The sequence below is a fragment of the Arthrobacter sp. TRD_SC_6 genome, assembly GCF_055361185.1.
The window spans coordinates 2,260,836-2,278,263 of the sequence record NZ_CM143953.1 but is presented as its reverse complement, the minus strand read 5'-3'; the positions used below and the strand labels follow the sequence as shown (position 1 = coordinate 2,278,263).

Sequence of the window (17,428 nt, the reverse complement as noted above, 5' to 3'; positions counted from 1 at the left end):
ACAGCGCTACCAGGCGAGCGCTTGTGCGCGCCGCCGGATCTCCGTCTTCCTGCCTGCCTTGAGCGCGTCGATGGGACGGCCTGGCAGCGACTCGTCTTCGGTGAAAAGCCACCGGAGGATCTCTTCATCAGAGAACCGCGAATCAACCAGGACGGCGATCGTTCCCTTGAGGCTTTCCAGCACATGGCCGTCATCGATGAACTCAGCCGGCACGGACCGGATGTTCCTTTCGGTGATCCGGACCGCCACCAGCGCCTTCTCGTTGACCAGGGCATGCACCTTCGTGATGGACAAATTGAGGGCAGCAGCTACGTCGGGAAGAGCAAGCCAGTCAGGAATGAGGTTCTCCAGTGTGTTCACCCCTTAAGCGTGCCACGGGAGGTACTTCTGCTCCACTTCCAGCACGACACGCCGAGCGGCGCAAATAGAACTCACGCTAAGGCTGTTGTGGTATGCGACAAATGGTGTACATTCACATAAGTCACAGGAGTAACACTAACAACTTGTGTCTCAACTGCACCATGGGGCAAGGGGATCACGGCGGCATCGACTGGCGCTCCTGTCCTCCCACGCGGGCCAGCCCGCCTATATAGATGAGGATCGACCATGACCGCCCAGCGCCCGTCATCGCCGCTGAATGCGCCCGCCGCCCACCCAGCTTCCAGGAGCCGCGGCCTCAGCTTCGCGGTGTCGACCGCCGCAATCCCCGCCGTCGTGCTGTCGTCGGTTGCGCTGGCTTCGTCTGCTGCCGCCGTAGCTGCGCCAGCGCATATCTCCTATCAGCCACTCAAAACGCTTTCCGCCGTCAGCGGCCATGCCGCTGCCTTCGTGCCGGCAGCGCTCGTCGCCACGCAGGTGCCACGTATTGCGCCCATGCAAAAGGCGCCAGCAACCTATGTGGTCCGTCCAGGCGACACCATCAGCGGTATTGCGGGACGTCACGGACTGGATATGCACGCGGTCCTCACAGCGAACAAGTTGAATATCAACTCGATCATCCACCCGGGGCAGAAGATCAAGCTCAACGGATCCGGTGGCCCAGCGGCGCCGTCGGCTCCGAAAAAGGCGGCGGCTGGGGCGCAGTCAGCGAGCAGCACCTACACCGTCAAGCCGGGCGACACACTTGGCGCCATAGCCGCCAGGCACAACACCAGCCTTGCGTCTGTACTTCAGGCCAATGGCCTCTCAATGAGTTCCATCATCTACCCCGGCCAGAAGATCAAGCTCTCCGGCGCCGGTGGTCCCGTGAACGCTCCAGCACCGAAACCTTCCGCGCCCAAGCCTGCCGCCCCCAAACCAGCAGCCGGTGCAGCAACGTACACCGTCAAGCCGGGCGACACGCTTGGCGCCATCGCAGCCCGACACGGGGTCAGCCTCGGAACCGTGCTCTCTGCCAACGGACTCTCGATGAACTCAATCATTCACCCGGGCCAGAAAATCAAGGTGGGCGGCTCATCCAGCGTGTCCGTGCAGGCCACCCCGCAAGCCCCGAAGCCTGCACCCACCAAGAAGCCCGCACCGGCCCAGCCCACCGGTGGCCAGTACACGATCAAGGCCGGCGACACACTCGGAGCCATTGCCGCGCGTCACGGCGTCAGCCTGAGCGCGCTGCTCTCCGCCAATAAGCTCACTGCAACCACGATCATTCATCCGGGGAAGAAGCTGATCATTCCTGGAGCTACCCAATCCACTCCTCAGAATGCGCCCAAGGACCTTGTACCTTCTTCGTTCCTCGGCTTCACCTATCCCGACGCAGTAGTTGCCGAAGCCAACAAGAACAAGCAAACCCTGAACGGGCTGCCGGTTCCCACCCAGGCCCAGATGCAGGCCATCGTCGCGGATACCGCCCGCAAAATGGGCGTCGACCCAAGCCTCGCGATGGCGTTCTCCTACCAGGAATCAGGGTTCAACCAGCGTGCGGTGTCCCCCGCCAACGCTATCGGCGCGATGCAGGTCATCCCGATGTCCGGGCAATGGGCGTCTGACCTGGTGGGCCGCAAACTGAACCTGCTGGACCCCTACGACAACGCGACCGCCGGCGTCGCGATCATCCGCGCGCTGATCCGTTCAAGCCCCAACCTCGACATCGCAATTGCCTCGTACTACCAGGGGCAGTACTCCGTACAGACCAACGGCATGTTTGCCGACACGAAGAACTACGTCGCGGCCATCAAGGCACATCAGAAAAACTTCCGCTGATTGGTTCTGTCCAAGGCTGCCTGTTCGGCGGCCGACCCCACTGGCAACCCTGTGTTGGTGCCGGGGTCGGCCGCCGCTTCACTTAGTATCGAAGAGTGCGCGAGCGGCTGAAGGACCCACTGGTCAATACCGTTGTTGACGGTCGTTACCTGGTCCAGTCGCGCCTTGCCCGAGGCGGAATGAGCACCGTCTATCTTGCTACGGATACCCGCCTGGAGCGCGATGTCGCCCTGAAAGTGCTCTTCCCACACCTTGCAGAAGATGAGCGGTTCCTGGAGCGGTTCGAGCAGGAGGCGAAATCTGCGGCGCGCTTGTCGCATCCCCACGTGGTCGGCGTTCTCGACCAGGGCGTCGAGGACGGCCCAGACCACAGCATCGCTTATCTCGTCATGGAATACGTTCCCGGGCGCACCCTGCGGGATCTACTCCTGGAGCGTGGGCGCCTCACTCCGCGGCAAGCTTTGGCCATCCTGGACCCCGTGATTGAGGGCCTGGGTGCAGCGCACGACGCCGGTCTCATCCACCGTGACGTCAAACCGGAGAACGTCCTCCTCGCAGAGCGTGGGGGGATTAAAATTGCCGACTTCGGTCTCGCGCGCGCGGTGTCAGCGGGCACCAATACCGGCACGCTCGTCGGGACCGCCGCCTATCTTCCCCCCGAGCTGCTGACGGGTGGTGCCGCCGACGCCCGGAGTGACATCTACTCTGCCGGCATCATGCTGTTCGAACTGCTCACCGGTTCGCAGCCGTACATCGGTGAGGCTCCCATTCATATCGCGTTCCAGCACGTGAATTCCCGCGTGCCTGCGCCGTCGGACAGTATGCCCGGCCTTGCAGAAGACCTCGATGAGCTCGTTCTGTGGTGCACGTCAGTTGACCCGGAGGAACGCCCCGTCGACGGCAATGCGCTATTGGGCGAGCTGCGGCATATACGCACCACGCTGACTGACGAAGAGCTGGATTTCGGCCACGAGCCTTTGGCAGCAGCAGATCCCGGAGCTCCTGAACATTCGAACGCCACGGAAGTAATCCGGACCGGTTATCAGCACACTGAAGTGGTAACAACGAACCAACACCCCACCGAAGTGGTCAGCCCCTCCCACTCCCCCACCACAATTCTGGGCAAAAACCGCAACGACACCACGGTTCTGGGTTCCACCCCGATGGCCGGGCCGGCGCCCGAGCGGCACATGAACGCTGCGGTTCGTGAGAAAACTGCCCGCAAGAATTTCAAGGCTCTCCAGAAGGAACAGGCCAAAGCTGCGCAGCGGCCCGTGAAGACGCTACGCGAGGGCGGCCGCCGTCGTAATGTGATTCTGGTTCTCCTGCTGGCACTTCTTGCCTTTATCGCCGCCGCCGCCGGATGGTTCTTCGGCGTCGGCCCAGGCGCGCCCGTAGCGGTCCCCGATGTCTCCAACCGGTCGGTAAGCGCCGCGCAGGCTCTGCTGAGCGAAGCGGGGCTTACGTTTTCCGCCGCCGAGGTCTACTCAGATTCCGTTGATGAGGGCCTGGTGATCTCCAGCGATCCACAGGCACAGGCGCAAGTGAGGCCCTGGGAAGGAGTGCAGCTGCTGGTTTCGCTTGGACCGCAGCTTTTCGCATTACCGGACACCGCGGGCCTCGGCGAAGCTGCGGCTGCGGCTGCACTGGTGGAGGCAGGATTTCAGGTCGGGGAAGTGGCACGTGAATTCAACGCCGCCGTTCCGGCCGGCCAAGTCATTTCTTCCGACCCGGCAACAGGCGGGCAATTCCCCGCTCAAACCGTCGTCAAGCTCACGGTCTCGGACGGACCCGAACCGATCGACGTCCCCCTCGTTGCGGGCATGGTCCTGCAGGAAGCTGTCGCTGTCGTGGAAGCCGCCGGGCTCACGGCGGAAGTAGTCGAGGAGAGGGTCAACGACTTGGAGACTCCTGAGGGCGCTGTGCTCACACAGTCCCCCGCCGAAGGCCAACTGACCCGTGGACAGGCGGTCTCTCTCACCATCTCTGCCGGACCGCGGTTAATCGCAGTCCCGAACGTTTTCTCACAGCCTGAAGCTGAAGCGGTCGCTGAACTCGAGGCCGCAGGCTTCACTGTCGAGGTGAGTTACGCGTTCGGTGAGTCGGTACTCGGTCTGGTTGCTGGGCAGGATCTCGCGGGCGAACACCCCGAGGGCTCGACAGTGGTCATCACCGTCACCTGACACTCCTCCGCGTCAGCTCCGGGAAAGAGCTCCGGCAACCAGGAAGGCCATCTCGAGGGACTGCATGTGGTTGAGCCGGGGATCGCATACCGACTCGTAACGCTCCAGGAAAGCCTCCTGGTCAACAGGGTCCGCTCCACCCAGGCACTCGGCGACGTCGTCTCCGGTCATTTCCACATGCAGGCCGCCGGGGAAGGTTCCAAGCGAGTTGTGCACCTCGAAGAAGCCACGGACCTCATCCATGACGTCGTCGAAGTTGCGGGTCTTGTACCCGTTGGGAGAGGTCACCGTGTTCCCGTGCATTGGATCGGTGACCCAGAGGACCTGCGCACCGGAGGCCGTAACGCGGGACACCAGGTCGGGGAGCTTTTCACGGATGTTCTTGGCACCCATACGGGTGATGAACGTCAGGCGGCCCGGCTCGCGGTTGGGGTCCAGCTTGTCGATGAGCGCCAGGGCGTCATCCGCCGAGGTTCCGGGACCGAGTTTCACGCCGATGGGGTTACGGACCCGCGAGAGGAAATCGATGTGCGCGCCGTCAATGTCCCGGGTACGTTCGCCGATCCACAGGAAGTGCGCAGAGGTGTCATAGGGCAGCCCGGTGCGGGAATCGGTGCGTGTGAGCGCCCGCTCGTACTCAAGGAGTAGGGCCTCATGGCTCGCGAAGAATTCCACGCGGGTCATGGCGTCAAAGTCAGCGCCGCAAGCCTCCATGAAGCGGACGGCGCGGTCGATCTCACGTGCCAGCGATTCGTAGCGCGAGTGGGCCGGATTCGCAGTGAAGCCCTTGTTCCAGTGGTGAACCAACCGAAGGTCGGCGAAACCGCCCTGCGTGAACGCCCTGATGAGGTTGAGCGTGGAGGCGGAGGTGTGATAGGCGCGAACCATGCGCCCGGCGTCGTGCCCGCGGGTCTCGGGAGTGAAGTCATAACCGTTCACCATGTCGCCACGGTATGCAGGCAGGGTGATGCCTTCGCGGGTCTCGTCATTCGAAGAGCGCGGTTTGGCGAACTGCCCGGCCATCCGGCCCATTTTGATGACGGGAAGCGACGCACCGTAGGTGAGCACCACCGCCATCTGGAGGATGGTCTTCACCCGTGCACTGATCTTGTCGGCAGTAGCACCGTCGAAGGTTTCGGCACAGTCCCCACCCTGCAGCAGGAACGCTTTGCCCTGAGCGGCCTCGGCAAGACGGCTGCGGAGCACGTCCACCTCGCCGGCGAAAACCAACGGCGGAAGCGTTGAGAGCTCCTGAAGAGCTGAGGCATGGACTGTGGGATCCTGCCAGCTGGGCTGCTGTGAGATTGTGAGCTGCCGCCAGTTGTCCAGCCCATGGTCGGCTGCGGCAGGAACGGGGGCGGAGGTCACGGTTGTTTCGGTCACCGCACAAGCCTACTGGCTTGCAGCTGGGTGCCGGGATTTCACGTCACGCACAACGGACGGATCCGTCACATTGCCTTACTGCTCTGACCCGCGTCTTCCTCTGGCTCTACTTCGTTGGCCGGATCATCCGGCGGGACTGGCTTGAGGGGCCGCCCGATAGTGCGGACTTCTCCCGGTACCGGACTGTCAGCAGTTGGGGGAAGTCCCTTCCGAGATTCAGTGGAGTTACTCCCGCTTTTATCCGCCTTTCCGAGCCGTACGGCAGCCTGCCGCGCGGGGTCGACGACACGCGGTGCCTTCTTGGCGGCCGCCTTGGCAGAGGCCAGGCGTTCTTTGACACTGCTTGCATAGACATCGACGTATTCCTGGCCGGACAGCCTCATGAGTTCGTACATGATCTCGTCCGTAACCGACCTCTGCACGAATCGGTCATCTCCCAGACCCGCGTACCTGCGGAAATCGAGAGGCTCTCCGACGATAATGCCGATCCTTCGGATATTCGGAATTCGGCGCCCGATCGGCTGAACCTTGTCGGTGCCGACCATCGCTACGGGGATTACAGGAACTCCGGTGGCGAGGATCAGCTTGGCGACACCGGTTTTGCCGCGATAAAGCTTTCCATCGGGACTGCGCGTTCCTTCGGGGTAAATACCCAGCAGGCTTCCGGACCGCAGCACTTCCTCCCCTGCGGACAGGGAGGTGGCCGAGGCGGCACCGCCGGAGCGGTCCATCGGCAATTGGTTGGTCATGCGGAAGAACGCGGCTACAAGTTTTCCCTTGAGCCCTTTTCCGGTGAAGTACTCGGATTTGGCAAGGAAGACGACGGGACGCGGCACCGCCAAGGGTAGGAAAATCGAGTCCGAGAAAGATAGGTGGTTACTCACCAGCACTGCCGGGCCAGTCGCGGGAATATTGTCCATTCCTTTGACCCAGGGCCTGAACAGCAGATTCACAAGTGGACCGATAAAGATCCGCTTCATGATCCAGTAGAACACTCTGCCAGCCTTCCTGCGCGGGAGTTGCGGGTGCACGAACGCACACATCAACCATGCGTCCGGAACGGGCTTCTTGGAAGACTACTCTACGGGCGCCTGTTGCGCGCCCTAAGTGACTGGCAGCCGGACTTCGGCGGTGACACCATTGGTCATATGTCCTCAGATCCTCATCCCACAGCGTTCTCTTCGGAAGGCACCGGCGAACGTGCGCGCATCGGCGTACTGCTCAGTCACGGGTTCACCGGCTCACCGGTCAGCCTGCGCGGTTGGGCTGAGTATCTTGCAGAACGCGGTTTCGCCGTCCGCCTGCCGCTGTTGCCCGGCCACGGAACCACCTGGCAGGAGCTGGCCCGCACACCGTGGATGCGCTGGTACGAGGGTCTGGAGGCGTCCTACCGCGACCTGGCTGACCGGACCGACACGGTGGTGGTTGCTGGACTGTCCATGGGCGGCGCACTCGCCCTCCGGTTGGCGGCCCTGGAGCGGGTGGCGGGCGTCGTCGTCGTCAATCCCGGGCTGACCTTCGCGGATCCGCGCGCCCGTTACGCAGGCCTGCTGAAGTACGTCATGAAGTCCGTTCCCGCGATTGCCAACGACATCAACAAGCAAGGGGTCAATGAAGGCGCCTACACCCGCACCCCGGTTGCCGCCGTTCACCAGCTCGCGCAGCTCTTCCGCGACACCGCCAACCGGCTGCCGGACGTCACGGCGCCCACGCTCGTCTTCAGATCCAACGTGGACGCGATTGTGCCCGAGACGAGCATCGAAGTTCTCACCGAACGCATCGGTTCCAGCGACCTGGAGATAGTACGGTTGGAGAACAGCTACCACGTGGCCACCATGGACCACGACCAGGAGCTCATCTTCGAGCGCTCCGCAGCGTTCATCGAGCACGTCACGGCAGGAACCAGCGCATGAGCCCCCGAGCACAGGATCCCAACGAGTCCACCGACGACGCCGTGTGGCAGGATCTCGTGGCGCGCCTCGAAGAAACGCCGAGCAGTGACCTGCCTGAATCCGCGGCTCCGGACGGCGTGCCCACGGCGAACGAGCGGGTGCGGGCAATCTTCGATAGTCAGCCAGGGGCCGCCGTCGCAGGTCCCCGCGACTATGCACCGACCGAGGACCAGGAAGACGAGAGCTACCAGCCACCCGACCCTCCCGCCCTCGGCGTCGGAGAGCCGCTGGTTGTGCTGGCCTGGCTGGGTGCTATTGGCGGGCCGATTGTCCTTGTCCTGATCGCGATGTTCTGGAGGTCCGCACCAACGTCGATCATGCTGGGCATAGTCGCGGTGTTCGTCGCCAGCGTTACCTTCCTGATCTTCCGCCTCCCGAAGACCCGCGATTACGACGACGACGGCGCGGCGGTTTAGCGGCCGGGCCTGCGTAACAGCGGCCGCTGCCGGACCCGCGACAGGTCCGCGGCTCCCACCAGCCCGGCGTCGGCGCCCAGCACCGCCGTCGTAACTGTTGCGGCCGGCCTGAAGCCGCGGCCCGTGAGATTGCGTTGGAACGCCCGCTGCGCCGGTTCGATCAGCAGGTTACCTGCAGCACTCAGTCCGCCGCCGATGACGAACATGCCCGGGTCGAGCGCCGCGCCGAGGTTCGCAAGGCCCAGTCCCAACCAATGCCCGACGTCGTCCACCAGTTCCCGGCAGGCGGCGTCACCCTCCAGCGCCAGGCGGGTCACCAACGCACCGGAAATCCTGTCGACCTGCCCGTCGACTTCCCGCAGCAGTGTCTGGGCCACCGGCGACCCGGCCCTTGCCAGTTCCCGTGCTTCCCGGCCCAGCGCGTTACCGGATGCGTACTGCTCCCAGCACCCGCGGTTGCCGCATTCGCAACGGTGGCCGTTCGGCATGATGATCTGATGCCCGAATTCCCCGGCTACGCCGTGGCGTCCGCGTTCGAGGACGCCGTCCATGATCATTGCTCCCCCGATGCCCGTACCGAGGGTGATGCAGACCAGCCGCGGTTCGCCGCGTCCAGCACCGAAGCGCCATTCAGCCCACGCGGCGGCGTCTGCGTCATTCAGCACGGTGACCCTGCGCCTGAGCAGCCTCTCGAGGTTGGCCCGAAGCGGTTCGTTTCGCCAGGCGAGGTGCGGGCTGAACAGCACAGTGCCGTTGTCGAGGTCCATCCACCCAGCGGCGCCGACTCCTACTGATCGGATTCGGCGTCCCCGCCCAAGTTCCTGGACCAGTTCGGCGATGACCGCCTCGACCTTCCGGGGATCCCTGCCGGGCGTGTCGCGTCGCGCGCCCGCAATGACCGTCCCATCTGGGTCGACAACCCCGGCCGCAACTTTGGTTCCGCCAATGTCGACTCCGATCGCAAGCCCGCGGGCACGGGTGGGACGGGATCCCAGTGCGCGGCGGCTCTCCAGCCGTCCGGTGCCCACGCGGAAATCCGGTGCGCCGAACCCGTGGGCCGGCTGGGTTGCGTCGCCGGGAACCCAAGCAGCCATTCCGCGAGCCTCCCGCCGTCGTCGTCGTGTTCCCAGAGCTGACCGACCAACCCCTGAGCACCGTTATCGTTTCGTACATTACTGGACGGTAAGAACGCGTGGAAAAGCTATAGGCTAGGGAAATCTCACAGCATGTGACGAAGATCAAAGGAGATTCCCGTGCGCGAATTCAGCGTTCCGGCCACAGTGCACGTTCCCAGGGACAGCAACACCACGCACCTGGTCGTGAAGCAGGCTGAGAAGGCCAGCAATCCCGCCCTGTTCGCTACAAAGGATGCCTCGGGGCAGTGGAATGACATCCGCGCCACCGAGTTCCTCATCGACGTACGCGCCATTGCCAAGGGGCTGATGGCCTCTGGGGTCCAAGCCGGTGACCGCGTGGCCATCATGGCACGGACGAGGTACGAATGGTCCCTCGTCGACTTTGCCATCTGGTTCGCGGGTGGCGCGTCCGTTCCGGTCTATGAGACGTCGTCTCCTTCGCAGGTCGGCTGGATACTTGGTGACTCAGGTGCCATTGGAGCATTCGTGGAATCGGGCCGCCACGAGAACGTCGTGCGCCAGGCTGTTGCCAGCGAGAACCTGGATGGCACGTTCAAGCACGTCTGGCAGTTCGACGGTGGCGGGCTCGACACCCTGCGGGCAGCCGGTGCGGAGATCGACGACGCCACCCTCGAGGAACGGCGTCGCATCGCAGGGCTCGACGACATCGCAACCATCATCTACACCTCCGGGACCACGGGAAGACCGAAGGGCTGCGAACTCACTCACGGCAACCTGGTTGAACTTTCGGAGAACGCCGCAGCAGCACTGCCCGAAGTGGCACATGAGGGCGCCCAAACCATCATGTTCCTCCCCCTCGCGCACGTTTTTGCCCGGTTCATCTCCGTGCTGTGCGTCGCCGCCGGCGCCACGGTTGCCCACACACCGGATGTGAAGAACCTGCTGCCGGACCTGCAAAGCTACAAGCCCACGTTCATCCTCGCCGTCCCCCGCGTCTTCGAGAAGGTCTACAACAACTCAATGCTCAAGGCCGAGGACGGCGGCAAGGGCAAGATTTTCCACGCGGGAGCGGACGTCGCAATTGCCTGGTCCAAGGCCGAGCAGGCCGGAAAGGTACCGTTGGGCCTGAAGGTGAAGCACGCCATCTTCGACCGGCTGCTCTACGGCAAGATCCGCACAGCAATGGGCGGGAGGGTAGAGCACGCGGTATCAGGCGGCGCTCCCCTTGGGGATCGCTTGGGCCACTTCTTCCACGGAATCGGGCTCATGGTCCTTGAGGGCTACGGATTGACCGAGACCACCGCACCAATTTCGGTCAACACCCCCAAGAAGATCAAGATCGGCACAGTCGGCGCTCCCCTCCCGGGCAACGCAGTAAAAATTGCCGACGACGGCGAGATTCTCGCCAAGGGCGTCTGCGTCCTGAAGGGCTATTTCAAGCGCGAGGACCTCACCACCGAAGCCTTCACCGACGGCTGGTTCCACACCGGCGACATCGGGCAGCTCGACGAGGACGGGTTCCTGAAGATCACGGGGCGCAAGAAGGAAATCATTGTCACAGCCAGCGGAAAGAACGTCATTCCAGCCCAGCTGGAAGACACCATCCGGGCTAACGCCCTGGTGTCCCAGTGCGTGGTGGTGGGCGACCAGAAGCCGTTCATCTCAGCGCTGATCACCCTGGACGAAGAGGCACTTCCGGGCTGGCTGGAACGCCACCAGCTACCGGCGGACACCACCATGGCAGAGGCCGCAAGGCACTCGGCCGTACAGGCCGAAATCCAATCGCTGATTGATCACGCCAATGATTCTGTCTCACAGGCTGAGGCCATCAAGGTCTTCCGCATAGTGGAACAGGATTTCACCGAAGCGAGCGGCCACCTCACTCCGTCGATGAAGATCAAGCGGGCGCAGGTGCTGAAGGACTACTCGGGCGTTGTCGAGGAAATCTACGCCAAGCCGAAGGCGCAGCAGGCAGGCTAGGGGCGGGCGGAGGGCGCCTTGAGCGAAAGCAGGGCGTTCTCCACCACTTCGGTCAGGGCCGGGTGAATCCAGTACTGACCGCGCGCCATGGTGTCAGCATCCAGTCCAAAGTGCATGGCCTGGATGATCGGCTGGATGAGGTTGGACGCCTCGTGGCCCATGATGTGCGCACCCAGGATGGTGCCGTCTTCCCCCGCCAGGAGCTTTACGAACCCAGAGGTGTCTTCCATCGCCCAGCCGTATGCGGTGGAACCGTATTGCTGGATTGCCACGAGCACCCGTGAACCGGCTTCTTCGGCTCGCTCCAGCGCTTCCGTTTCGGTCAGCCCGATCGTCGCGATCTGCGGCCGGGTGAAGACGGCAGCCGGTACGTAACGGTGGTCGCTCTCACGAAGGGCTTCCGGATGAAGCAGGTTGTGCGAAACCACCCGGGCTTCGTGGTTGGCGACGTGCTTCAGCTGGTACGGGCTGCAAACATCACCGAGCGCCCACAGGCCCTCGATCGGCTTCCCCTGCCTCAGTACCCGCTGAAATGCGTCGACGGCTACCCTGCCGTCGTCAGTCAGGTCGAAACCGGCGTCGTCGGCGCCGATGGTGTCGCTGTTTGGCCGCCTCCCGGCTGCCACGAGGACGGCATCCGTTTCGATAAGGACCTCTGCGCCCTCCGGTCCGTCCAGGACTGCGGTCACCGACCCGTCCGGGTTCCCCTGAAGCTCCCGCACCCCGTGTCCGGTGAGCACATTCCACTGGGACGCTGCGAGATCGGTGAAGCGCTCGGAAATGGCCTCATCAAGGTGTCGCAGCATGCGCGATGACCGGACGGCGATCGTCACCTCCGTACCGAAAGCCGAGAAGATGTGGGCGAACTCGGCACTTATGTATCCCCCGCCGATAATGAGCACCCGGCGGGGTTGCTCATCGAGGCGCATGATGGTGTCTGAGGTGTGCACTTGGGGCAGGTCCAGTCCGGCGATATCCGGCAGAAGTGCGCGGGAACCGGACGCAATGACAATCTGGTCTGCTGAGATCACCTTGTCGCTGGCAGTTGTCAGGATTTTGTCCCCCGTGAACTGCACTTGCTCTTCGTACAGGTCCACGTGGTCGAGTTCCTCGGCGCGGTACTCCCGGCCGGCGCCGGAGATAGTGTCGATGCGCGTGAAGATGCGGTCGCGGATCCCCTGCCAGTCGACGCCTGCCAGTTCGAGGTTCACCCCGAGCCGTCCGCCGTCGCTCGCTGCCCTTGCCAGTTCAGCCGGGTGGACGTACATCTTGGTAGGAATGCAGCCAACGTTGAGGCAGGTGCCCCCAAAGGTTCCGCCCTCAATGAGCGCAACCTTCTTGCCGTCCCATTCGGGGGTGATCAGGGTGTTACCGGATCCGGATCCAATGATCGCCAGGTCGTAGTGGGTCACAGCGTCAGTTCAGTTGATCGATGACGAGTGCGGCGAGTTCGGTCACTGCGTCGCGGGTCCGGGGCTGCAGCTTGGCGAGTTCCACCCTGGATCCTTCAGCAAGGTGCCGGTCGTAGGGGATCCTCACGACGGTACTCACACGGGACCGGAAGTGATCCTCAATTTCGTTGACGTTCACCTCGGTACGGTTTCCTGAGGAGAGATTCACGACGACGATCGCCTTGGCCACGAGGTCATGCCGCCCATGCGCTTCCAGCCAGGAGAGCGTTTCAGATGCCAGCCGTGCCTCATCGACGCTGCCACCCGATACCAGGACGACGGCGTCAGCCTTCTCGAGCGTTCCCTTCATGACGGAGTGGACCATGCCTGTGCCCGAATCGGTCAGCACGATCGAGTAGTAGCGGCCAAGGATGTCAGTAACGGCGCGGTAGTCGGCGTCGTCGAACGCTTGAGCCACGGCAGGATCAGTGTCGGAGGCCAGGACGTGAAGCCGGGAGCCCTCGCGTGCAACGTAGCTCGAGAGCTGAGCGAAGGAATCCACCATGAACCGGTTCTGCACCAGCTGGCGGGCGGTGAATTCAGCCTTCCCCGGCGACCTGTCCGAGAGCGTGCCCCGGTCTGGATTCGCGTCCATGGCGATGATCCTGTCCTCACGGATATCGGCCAGCGCCATTCCCAACAGGGTGGTCACGGTGGTCTTGCCGACCCCTCCCTTGCGGGACAGGACGGGCACATATCTAGTGCGCTCCGAGAGCCGCACGCTGATCCTGTGCTCAAGAGCACGGCGGATACGAACCGCATCAGAGTCCCCCAAGTTGAGGTAACCGAACGTCGCCTTGTACAGCCAGTTGCGCCAACCGGCCACGGGAGCGCGTTGCCCGACGGTCAGGAGACGGTCGGCGGTCAACGAGGACGCCGGCTCGGGTCCTTCTTCCTTCTCGCGGCGGGCGCTCCGGTCAGGGGTTGCTCCGGCGCGGACGCCGGGCTTGGCGCCGTCGTCGAGCCTGCCCGACGACGGCGCCCAACCGGCACTCGTCTCCTCAGTCAGGCTGATGTCGCTATCGGCGAGGGTCAGCTCCGCGGGATCCATAGGATGCTGCCCGGCCGGCTCGGCACCGATTCCGGTTCCGGTGTCGCTGCCGATGACGCCCTCCAGGGTTATTGATTCCCCGGTGTGGTCTGCCGCGGCAGCTTCGTCCGCCGGCTCGACGGCGCCGTCCTTGGTCTCTTCAGACACCTTCGGGAATTGGGTGTCCCCAACAGATGGCGCTGCCGGCTCGTTCTCGTTCGCCATGGTTCCTCACGGTTTAGTGATGCCCGCGCAGTGTCATGACCAGCGGGAAAGGTTCTGCATCACCATAGCGCAGGCCCACCACCGGTAAGGCCCACGCTCAGGCGGGATCGATCACCAGGAGGAGGTCGCCGCCCTGGACCTGTTCCACTGCGCCGATGGCGAGCCGCTTAACGGTTCCTCCGACGGTGGTGGTGATGCCGGCTTCCATCTTCATTGCCTCAATGGTTGCCACTGTGTCACCGGCCTGCACCGTAGCGCCTTCTGCGACCCCAAGTGTCACAGCCCCCGCGAACGGGGCTGCGACGTGACCCGGCTGGGATGGATCGGCTTTCTCCGCCGCCTTGACGTCGGTGTGAATACTGCGGTCACGTACTACGACCGGGCGCATCTGCCCGTTCAGGGTGCACATGACGGTGCGCATTCCGCGGTCATCGGCGTCGGAAACGGCTTCAAGGGTCGCGATGAGCCGGACACCCTTCTCCAACGCGATCACGTGCTCACCGCCCTGCTGTAGCCCGTAAAGGTAATCGCGGGTGTCGAGCACGGAAACGTCGCCGAAGGTGTCGCGGGTGGTCAGGAAGTCCTTGGTTGGGCCCGCGAAGAGCAGCCTGTTCAGCGTTGCCCGGCGGGTAGCGGAGTCGGCATCGAGTGCCTGCTGGTCTTCGGGGCTTAGGTCAACGTCGCGGACCTTCACCGTGCGGCCCTGCAGGGCCTTGGTGCGGAAAGGCTCCGGCCAGCCGCCCGGAGGGTCTCCAAGTTCACCGCTGAGGAAGCCGATGACGGAGTCAGGAATGTCAAAGTTCTGCGGGTTCTCCTCGAACTCGGCCGGGTCCACGTTCGAGCCGACCAACTGGAGCGCGAGATCGCCCACGACCTTCGACGACGGCGTGACTTTCACAAGGCGCCCGAGGATACGGTCCGCGGCCGTGTACATGTCCTCGATTGCTTCGAACCGTTCGCCCAGGCCGAGGGCCATGGCCTGCTGGCGCAGGTTGGACAGTTGGCCACCGGGAATCTCGTGGCGGTACACCCGCCCTGTGGGGCCTGGAAGCCCGGATTCAAACGGTGCATAAACCCGCCGGACCGCTTCCCAGTAGGGTTCGAGTGAGCTCACGTCGCCAAGCGACATGCCGGTGTCACGCTCGGTGTGCGCGAGCGCCGCGACGAGGGATGAGGCCGCGGGCTGGCTGGTGGTGCCAGCCAGGGACGCGCTGGCGACATCGACGGCGTCGACCCCGGCCTGCGAAGCGGCCAGGAGCGTTGCCAACTGGCCGCCGGCGGTGTCATGGGTGTGCAGGTGGACCGGCAGGTCGAACCGCTCACGCAGGGCAGTGACCAGCTTTGCGGCCGCTGCAGGGCGCAGCAGGCCCGCCATGTCCTTGATGGCCAGGATGTGCGCACCTGCGTCGACGATGCGCTGGGCGAGTTCAAGGTAGTAGTCGAGGGTGTAGAGCTTTTCCTCGGGATCAAGCATGTCGGAGGTGTAGCAGAGTGCAACCTCAGCGACCGCCGTGCCGGTCTCCCGGACGGCCCGGATGGCCGGTTCCATCTGCGAGACGTCATTGAGGGCGTCAAAGATGCGGAAGATATCGATGCCGGTGGCTGCTGCTTCCTTCACGAACGCAGAGGTGACGGCCTCGGGGTACGGGGTGTAGCCGACGGTGTTGCGGCCGCGCAGGAGCATCTGCAGGCAGACGTTGGGGATCTCCGCACGCAGCGCCGCGAGCCGGTCCCAGGGATCCTCGCCCAGGAAGCGGAGTGCGACGTCGTACGTCGCGCCACCCCAGGCTTCAACCGAGAGTAGCTGCGGCATTTTCACGGAAACGGCCTTGCCTGCCGCGACGAGGTCCCGGGTGCGTACGCGTGTCGCCAGCAGTGACTGGTGGGCGTCACGGAACGTGGTGTCCGTGACCGCGAGGGCGGTTTGCGCGCGGAGCTCGGCTGCGAAGCCTTCCGGGCCAAGTTCCTGCAATCGCTGACGGGAGCCTGGCTGCAGATCAGAGTCTTCAACAGGAGGAAGTTTTTCCGCCGGGTCAAGCTCCACTGTGAGTTCGCCGTTGGGCTTGTTGACCGTGACGTCGGCGAGCCAGTTCAACAGTTTGGTTCCGCGGTCAGCGGAGACACGTGCCGTCAAGAGTTCCGGGCGCTCGTCGATGAAGGATGTAGCCACATCACCGGCGATGAACGCAGGGTCGTCGAGCACGGCCTGCAGGAAGGAGATGTTCGTGGATACGCCGCGTACACGGAACTCCGCCAGCGCACGCCTGGCGCGGCGCACCGCGGACTCATAATCCCGGCCACGGCAGGTGAGCTTCACCAGCATCGAGTCGAAGTGCGGGCTGATCTCGGCTCCCGCGTACACGGTGCCGCCGTCCAACCGCACACCGGCACCACCGGCCGAGCGGTAAGCGGTGATCCTGCCGACGTCGGGCCGGAACCCATTCGCGGGATCTTCCGTGGTGATCCTCGACTGCAGCGCGGCGCCTCTGAGCTTCACGGAATCCTGAGACAAACCAAGATCCGCGAGGCTCTCCCCTGCCGCGATGCGCAGCTGGGACTGAACGAGGTCGACGTCAGTGACCTCCTCGGTCACCGTGTGCTCCACCTGGATACGCGGGTTCATCTCGATGAACACATGCTGTCCGGCGCGTTCACCGACGGTGTCCACCAGGAACTCCACCGTTCCGGCGTTGACGTAATTCAATGCCTTAGCGAACGCGACCGCGTCACGGTACAGCGCCTGCCGGATGCCCTCATCCAGGTTCGGGGCGGGCGCGATCTCGATGACCTTCTGATGGCGGCGCTGCAGTGAACAGTCCCGCTCGAAGAGGTGCATCACGTTGCCCTCGGCATCAGCGAGGATCTGAACCTCGATGTGCCTAGGACGCAGCACGGCCTGCTCCAGGAACATTGTGGGATCGCCGAACGCCGAGTCGGCTTCACGCATTGCCGCCTCAAGGGCCTCACGCAGATTCTCGCGCTTGTCCACCCGGCGCATGCCACGCCCGCCGCCTCCCGCAACTGCCTTAGCGAAGATCGGGAACCCGATCTCTTCCGCTGCCGCGATCAGTTCCTCAAGGTCCGAGCTCGGCTGGGAAGATTTCAGGACCGGAATGCCGGCCTTCTTCGCCGCTTCCAGAGCACGTACCTTGTTTCCGGCCAGCTCCAGAACTTCGGCGGGGGGACCTACAAAGGTGATACCGGCGTCGGCAGCAGCCCGCGCGAGGTCCGGATTTTCCGACAGGAAGCCGTAACCCGGGTAGATGGCGTCGCAGCCTGCTTCCTTGGCGACGCGGATAATCTCCGCCACATCAAGGTAGGCACGGACGGGATGGCCTTCCTCACCAATGAGGTACGCCTCATCCGCCTTCTGCCGGTGAATTGAGTTCCGGTCCTCGTAGGGGAAAACCGCTACGGTCTTGGCGCCAGTTTCATAGCCTGCGCGGAAAGCGCGAATGGCAATTTCGCCTCGGTTGGCTACCAGAATCTTCGAGAACATTGCTCTCCTGCAT

At 63.7% G+C, this 17,428-nt stretch carries 12 protein-coding genes; 5 read left to right on the top strand and 7 right to left on the bottom strand.

Annotated features, from left to right (window positions below):
• Nucleotides 1-6: 6 nt before the first annotated feature.
• The gene (locus tag ACWA1U_RS10815) at nucleotides 7-360 is read right to left on the bottom strand and encodes an Rv2175c family DNA-binding protein (RefSeq protein ID WP_463722192.1); all 354 of its coding nucleotides are present in this window, start codon (nucleotides 358-360) and stop codon (nucleotides 7-9) included.
• 246 nt (nucleotides 361-606) lie between these two features.
• On the opposite strand from ACWA1U_RS10815, the gene ACWA1U_RS10810 reads away from it, so the two are divergent.
• The gene (locus ACWA1U_RS10810) at nucleotides 607-2,199 is read left to right on the top strand and encodes a LysM peptidoglycan-binding domain-containing protein (protein WP_463722191.1); all 1,593 of its coding nucleotides are present in this window, start codon (nucleotides 607-609) and stop codon (nucleotides 2,197-2,199) included.
• A 95-nt stretch (nucleotides 2,200-2,294) separates the two neighbouring features.
• Complete coding sequence (gene pknB / locus ACWA1U_RS10805) at nucleotides 2,295-4,382, top strand: Stk1 family PASTA domain-containing Ser/Thr kinase (protein WP_463722190.1); 2,088 nt, start codon at nucleotides 2,295-2,297, stop codon at nucleotides 4,380-4,382.
• A 12-nt stretch (nucleotides 4,383-4,394) separates the two neighbouring features.
• Here pknB and ACWA1U_RS10800 read toward each other — a convergent pair whose 3' ends face one another.
• The gene (locus tag ACWA1U_RS10800; protein ID WP_463722189.1) at nucleotides 4,395-5,765 is read right to left on the bottom strand and encodes a class II 3-deoxy-7-phosphoheptulonate synthase; all 1,371 of its coding nucleotides are present in this window, start codon (nucleotides 5,763-5,765) and stop codon (nucleotides 4,395-4,397) included.
• 65 nt (nucleotides 5,766-5,830) lie between these two features.
• The gene (locus ACWA1U_RS10795) at nucleotides 5,831-6,760 is read right to left on the bottom strand and encodes a lysophospholipid acyltransferase family protein (RefSeq protein WP_463722188.1); all 930 of its coding nucleotides are present in this window, start codon (nucleotides 6,758-6,760) and stop codon (nucleotides 5,831-5,833) included.
• A 153-nt stretch (nucleotides 6,761-6,913) separates the two neighbouring features.
• Here ACWA1U_RS10795 and ACWA1U_RS10790 point away from each other — a divergent pair, with 153 nt between their 5' ends.
• Nucleotides 6,914-7,678: an alpha/beta hydrolase gene (locus tag ACWA1U_RS10790; RefSeq protein WP_463722187.1), complete on the top strand. Its 765-nt coding sequence runs from the start codon at nucleotides 6,914-6,916 to the stop codon at nucleotides 7,676-7,678.
• Nucleotides 7,675-8,133, top strand: coding sequence for a hypothetical protein (locus tag ACWA1U_RS10785; RefSeq protein WP_463722186.1), 459 nt, complete (start codon nucleotides 7,675-7,677; stop codon nucleotides 8,131-8,133). Before ACWA1U_RS10790 ends, ACWA1U_RS10785 begins: the two co-directional genes overlap by 4 nt.
• Here ACWA1U_RS10785 and ACWA1U_RS10780 read toward each other — a convergent pair.
• Nucleotides 8,130-9,227, bottom strand: coding sequence for an ROK family glucokinase (locus ACWA1U_RS10780; RefSeq protein WP_463722185.1), 1,098 nt, complete (start codon nucleotides 9,225-9,227; stop codon nucleotides 8,130-8,132). The genes ACWA1U_RS10785 and ACWA1U_RS10780 overlap by 4 nt on opposite strands.
• A 159-nt stretch (nucleotides 9,228-9,386) precedes the next feature.
• On the opposite strand from ACWA1U_RS10780, the gene ACWA1U_RS10775 reads away from it, so the two are divergent.
• Nucleotides 9,387-11,210, top strand: coding sequence for an AMP-dependent synthetase/ligase (locus ACWA1U_RS10775; RefSeq protein WP_463722184.1), 1,824 nt, complete (start codon nucleotides 9,387-9,389; stop codon nucleotides 11,208-11,210).
• On the opposite strand, the gene ACWA1U_RS10770 is transcribed toward ACWA1U_RS10775, so the two are convergent.
• From ACWA1U_RS10770 to ACWA1U_RS10760, 3 genes are all read right to left on the bottom strand, one after another.
• Complete coding sequence (locus ACWA1U_RS10770) at nucleotides 11,207-12,622, bottom strand: mycothione reductase (RefSeq protein ID WP_463722183.1); 1,416 nt, start codon at nucleotides 12,620-12,622, stop codon at nucleotides 11,207-11,209. The genes ACWA1U_RS10775 and ACWA1U_RS10770 overlap by 4 nt on opposite strands.
• A 4-nt stretch (nucleotides 12,623-12,626) precedes the next feature.
• Nucleotides 12,627-13,916: a MinD/ParA family ATP-binding protein gene (locus ACWA1U_RS10765; protein WP_463722182.1), complete on the bottom strand. Its 1,290-nt coding sequence runs from the start codon at nucleotides 13,914-13,916 to the stop codon at nucleotides 12,627-12,629.
• 97 nt (nucleotides 13,917-14,013) lie between these two features.
• Nucleotides 14,014-17,415, bottom strand: a complete 3,402-nt coding sequence (locus ACWA1U_RS10760) for a pyruvate carboxylase (RefSeq protein ID WP_463722181.1) — start codon at nucleotides 17,413-17,415, stop codon at nucleotides 14,014-14,016.
• Nucleotides 17,416-17,428 lie beyond the last annotated feature (13 nt).